Annotated in this window: 3 protein-coding genes and 1 pseudogene; 2 read left to right on the top strand and 2 right to left on the bottom strand. The window is 67.1% G+C overall.

Annotated features, from left to right (window positions below):
- Positions 1-748: 748 nt before the first annotated feature.
- The gene (locus VXC91_RS42280) at positions 749-1,681 is read right to left on the bottom strand and encodes a DUF2690 domain-containing protein (RefSeq protein ID WP_329512667.1); all 933 of its coding nucleotides are present in this window, start codon (positions 1,679-1,681) and stop codon (positions 749-751) included.
- Between the two features lie 233 nt (positions 1,682-1,914).
- Between VXC91_RS42280 and VXC91_RS42285 the strand changes: the two genes are divergently transcribed.
- Positions 1,915-3,606, top strand: a complete 1,692-nt coding sequence (locus VXC91_RS42285; RefSeq protein ID WP_329512668.1) for a peptidoglycan-binding protein — start codon at positions 1,915-1,917, stop codon at positions 3,604-3,606.
- A gap of 350 nt (positions 3,607-3,956) precedes the next feature.
- Positions 3,957-4,523 carry a peptidoglycan-binding domain-containing protein gene (locus VXC91_RS42290; protein ID WP_329512669.1) on the top strand — a complete coding sequence of 189 codons (567 nt, stop codon included), beginning with the start codon at positions 3,957-3,959 and terminating at the stop codon, positions 4,521-4,523.
- A gap of 60 nt (positions 4,524-4,583) precedes the next feature.
- Here VXC91_RS42290 and VXC91_RS42295 read toward each other — a convergent pair.
- A pseudogene (locus VXC91_RS42295) lies at positions 4,584-4,942 on the bottom strand (site-specific integrase); the annotation flags it as partial.

A 4,942-nucleotide genomic window follows, 5' to 3' on the forward strand; every position in this document is an offset into this window, starting at 1 on the left:
GCTGGGGCGCTTCGGGGCCCCGACACAGGGAGAGGTCTGCGATACGTACTTCACGGTCACCTCGTGGCTCGTAGTTACTCGACAGACGGCGCCGAACCGATCTCCTGGCCTGGCAGGGCACAGAAGATCCGACACCTGCATGGCATGGTCGCGGTTCGCCGCCCCGAGCAGTAGGCGGCGCAGGGTGTAGATGCGGGACGGCTCGCGGTCCGTGGCCGTACAAAGACTTCGCGCCGCCTCTCGACTACGGGCGTGAGCTGCGAGGACACGGTGACGGCGTTTCAAGAGAACCTGGGCCAAAGTGAAACGCCCTCGTTGGCACGTCCCGTGTCAGGTGCCATTCTCTTGCGCACAGGACAACGCGCACGGAGATATAAGGAGAGCCAGATGTAGAGGTGACTGCGGGTCACTCATCGCCGAGAGCGGACAGGTCTTGTCTCGTACGGGGCCCACGCATGTTTTTTTGCTCTCGGATACCTGGCACCAGTCTGCCCTTCTACAGGCCGCCGGGAGTGGGTCTCCCATGCCCTCCGGCAAAACACGGTCACCCTGGCCGGAAGTTACTCGACAGACAACAGGGATAGGGCTGCAACCTGTGGCAGCAGGCCAGCCCGCAGCACCACAACCGAACACTCCAGCCGGTTCCCGTCCGCAAGCAGACGGACCGTGCACATCGTTTCGAAAGTGCGAACGGGCTGCTCCCGTACTGTAGCGGCCCGTTCGCACGTTCGGGACGGGGGGCAGGTGGTCAGGTTGGGGTGGGACTGGACAGTGCCGATGTGGTGGCGCAGACAGTGCCGCGGTCCTGAATCTTCGCGCAGGCGCGAGCATCTTCGGGGCGGGTCACGGGGACCATGCGGGTGTGGGCGTCGTGACCATACTGCTGGCGGTATTCCTCGGAATCACCACGTTTGGGGGTAATTATGACGCGGTCATCCGGGGAGGTGTTGCTCATCTTGGCCCAGGCGGCGTCGCAGCGGGGGCTGTATCGGAGTTCGACCGTCACGCCGAACTTGCGTCCCGTGTAAGCGGTGATGGCGTCCAGTGAACAGACGGTGCCCTTCGGCTCCACCGAGGCGCAGAAGTCGCTGTGGCAGGCCGTCAGCGGCGAGGCCGTTGCCTGGGACGTGGCGGGTGAAGCCGAGGAAGACGCTCCCGGGGACTTGGCTGAGTTGTCGGCACTGGCTTTGATGACCCAGAGGGCCGCGCCGCCCCCTAGGACGACCGCGCTCATGATGCCAGCGACGACCCGCCCGGTCTTCTTGCCGGATCGCATCTTGGGTTCCGTATGCGACGTCGTCGCGGTTGATGCCTGCTGCTCGGATGTCGATGTCGTCGCCGGAGTGGCCGAGGTGTGTCGGTCTGTCTGTTCGTCGCCGTCCGGAACGCAGTCCGTCGCCCGCGCCTGCTTCGTCTCCTGCGCCTGCCATGCCACGTCCCACAGCCCGAGGAGTTCGTCTCGGTTCACGGTGCGAGGAGCGGCGTCGGCGAATTTGACCAGCGCTTCGCGCTTGGGGAGCTTCTTCTGCGTGTACCAGCGGTTCCACGTACTGCGTGAGACGCCGGTGTTCCTCTGCAGCACCTGGTAGGACCAGTCCAGTTCGCCCATGTAACGGCGGATCAGGTTCAGCAGAGCGACGAGTTCCGCTGCCGGTTCCTCGGATCTGTCCAGCCCCGGCACATTGTCGTCTCTCCCCGTCCCGAACTGTCCCACAGGCACCCCACAAGATTCCGGGAAAAGCGCTGGTCAGCGACCTGCGCATCCTAATGTGACCCAACGTCACCAAGACTCTAGCGTTGGGATGGTGAGACGGTCATCGTCCCTCTCGAGCAACAGGGCTCACCGCAGTCCCGCTGTTGCGGACCGGCTTCGAGCAGGTCCGCGAACCGGGCAGTTTCTCGAGAGGATTCACGATGAAGACGACAAGCAAGGTGGCCAGCTGGGCGGGCGCGGTGCTCGCGGGCGGAGGGATGCTCTTCGCCGGCATGACCGTGCTGCCGGCCGACGCGGCCGCGCCCAGCACCTACACGGTCAAGGGGGTGGACACGAGCCACTTCAACCACGACGGCGGACAGTCGATCGACTGGAAGAAGGTGCGTTCGGCCGGCCAGTCCTTCATGTACGCGAAGGCCACAGAGGGCGCCGACCGGACCGACGAGTGGTTCCAGCGAGACCTCCAGGGCGCGAAGCAGGCCGGGCTGCTGCACGGCGCGTACCACTTTTGGGGGTTCACCCCGGGCGCTGCCCAGGCTCAGAACTTCGTGCGGACGGTGAGGGCGGCCGGCTATACCGGCAAGAGCGCTGGAGAACTTCCCCCCACGCTCGACCTGGAGCTCAGGAGCGGCGGGAGCTGCCCGCGCAACTTCAGTACTGCTCAGGTCGACGGCTTCCTGAACGTGATCGACAAGGAGATGGGCGTCAAGCCGATCATCTACGCGGCGAAGCCATTCGTAGACAGGTGTATGAACGGAGACGGATCGCTCTTCGCCGGGCACGTCCTGTGGCAGCCGCGCTACCAGAGCGGCTCGACCGAACCGGCCGATCTGCCGCGCGCCGGAGCGCACTGGAAGATCTGGCAGTACTCCGAACACGGCACCGTGCCCGGCATCAACTCGGACAAGGTCGACCTCAACGTCTTCCGCGGGACCCTCGCGGAACTGCAGCAGCTCGCCCACCAGACCGGCACCACCCCCGACCCCAAGCCGCCCACCGCGCCGTCCGTTCCCGCAGCACCGGTACTGAAGACGCAGAGCCGCGGCACGGACGTCGTCACCGCGCAGGAGCTCCTGATCGCCCACGGTGCGCGGATCGACGCGGACGGGGTGTTCGGACCCGCCACCAGCGCCGCCGTACGCTCCTTCCAGACCGCCAAGGGCCTCGAAGCTGACGGCATCATCGGCCCCCGCACCTGGGGCGCCCTGCTTGTGACAGTGAAGGAGGGAAGGCGCGGAGAAGCCGTCAGCGCCCTGCAGCACCAGCTGATCGCCCACGGTGCGCGGATCGACGCGGACGGGGTGTTCGGGCCGGCCACCAGCGCCGCCGTACGCTCCTTCCAGACTGCAAAGCGACTGACGGCTGACGGGATCGCCGGCCCCCGCACCTGGGCCACGCTGCTGGCCGACCGCGGCACCACCGCGCCGGGTGGCGGCACCGGTGACAGCGCAGCCCTGGCGAAGCAGGTCCTCAACACCCCCGGTATCACCTTCGCCCGTGCCCACTCGGAAACCAAGGACAGCGTCTCCACCGCCTACGCCAACATCGTCGACATGGCTGCCGGCCGCGGAGCGCTCACCAGTCGGCAGAGCCACGTAGGCGCCCGTCGCGTGCAGCTGGACCCGCGGATGCTCAGGGCCCTGCTCACCCTGCGCAACCAGAACGGCTACCGCTTCAACATCTCCGAGTTCGTCGGCGGCGTGCACGGCAGCGCCAACTCGCGCCACTACCGCGGACTGGCCTTTGACGTCAACGTCATCAACGGCAAGCACGTCGGCTCCGGCGCACCCGCCAACGCCTTCATGAAGGCGTGCCACGCGTCCGGTGCCACCGAGGTCATCGGCCCGCCGTCCCGCGGTCACAAGACCCACGTCCACTGCGCCTGGAAGTAACCGGTCCATCTGTGGGGGCGGGAGCCGGTGCGGCCCCGCCCCTATACGGATTCACATCCCAACCAGCCCCATCCCTTTCCGCCTTTCCAGGAGAAGCCGTGGCCACCGCATCGCACCGCGCCGCTCGTACCCGCCGCCGCAACCGAGGCTTCTGGCGGCTGCTGAACTGGCTCCGACACCGCCCACTCCTCATCGGCGTCACAGTCATTGCCCTGATCACTGTGACCGCATCGGCCTACCAGAACGCCCAAGGACGCGCCTCCAGCACTCCGCCACAGGCAACCCCCGCTGCTTCTGACTGCGCCGACATCGGTTGCTCAGCAGACGACGGGTCCCGGCCCGAGGAAAGTATGGGAGACCCTGCCCTCGACCCGTCGAACGCTTGTGAAGGGGGAGACTGTTCTCAGCCTGGCAGCGAGACCGGGCCGAACGCCGAGACTGGGCCACCGTCGGCGACGGTCGACCCTGCCCCTGCACCCGCGCCAGAAACTTCGCTGATCGGCACCGGGCCCCGAACCTGGCCCCTTGTCAAATCCGGCTCCCAGGGAGACACCGTCGCTGCGGTCCAACTCCTGCTCACCGCACACGGCTACCGCACAGACACCGACGCAGCATTCGGCCCAGGAACCACGGCACAAGTGCGCTCATTCCAGCGGGACAACTCACTCAACGACGACGGCATCGTCGGGCCCGACACGTGGCACGCCCTCATCATCAACATGCGCTCCGGAGACCGCGGCCCATCGGTCACAGCTGTACAGCGCCTGCTTGCTGTGCACGGTCACGCCGTCGACAAGGACGGGACCTTCGGTACGTCGACAGCGCAGGCCGTTGGAGCCTTTCAGGAAGAGCGCCACCTGGCTGCGGACAGTGTGGTGGGCCCGGACACCTGGGCAGCTCTCCTCAGCCAGGCGTGACTCGCACCACCGGCGCATCGCTCGTGCCCGACAGCAACCCGCACCGCTGCGGGCCACGGCTCAGCGTCGGCTGTTGCCGGGCGCGAGCAGGCTGGTGACCTCGGCGATCGCCTCCGCCGACGGGTGGAAGTAGCGGCGTACGTTCTCCGGCTTCTTGTGCCGCGACTTCGTCATCAGCATGAGCAAGCTCGCCCCGGCCTCGCCAAGGTGAGTCAGACTCGAATGCCGCCACTCGTGCAAGTCCCCCCCAGTGCCCGGCGTGCCACCGACGGCGGTGTGCTCGTCCAGCAGGGCGCGGGCCTGGCCGTACGACAGCCGAGCGAACCGGGTGTCCGGGCACAGGTCGCGCGGGCTGACGACCTTGCCGGGGCCGGGCCTGCGGTGAGTGACGAACACCGGCCCGCGCGTACGGCCCTTAA

This window comes from Streptomyces chiangmaiensis, from assembly GCF_036281785.1.
GTDB classification, from domain to species: domain Bacteria; phylum Actinomycetota; class Actinomycetes; order Streptomycetales; family Streptomycetaceae; genus Streptomyces; species Streptomyces chiangmaiensis.

What these genes read in the sequence shown, in the direction of transcription:
- VXC91_RS42285 (WP_329512668.1), top strand. Translation starts at nt 1,915, where the DNA reads ATGAAGACGACAAGCAAGGTGGCCAGCTGGGCGGGCGCGGTGCTCGCG.
- VXC91_RS42290 (WP_329512669.1), top strand. Translation starts at nt 3,957, where the DNA reads ATGGGAGACCCTGCCCTCGACCCGTCGAACGCTTGTGAAGGGGGAGAC.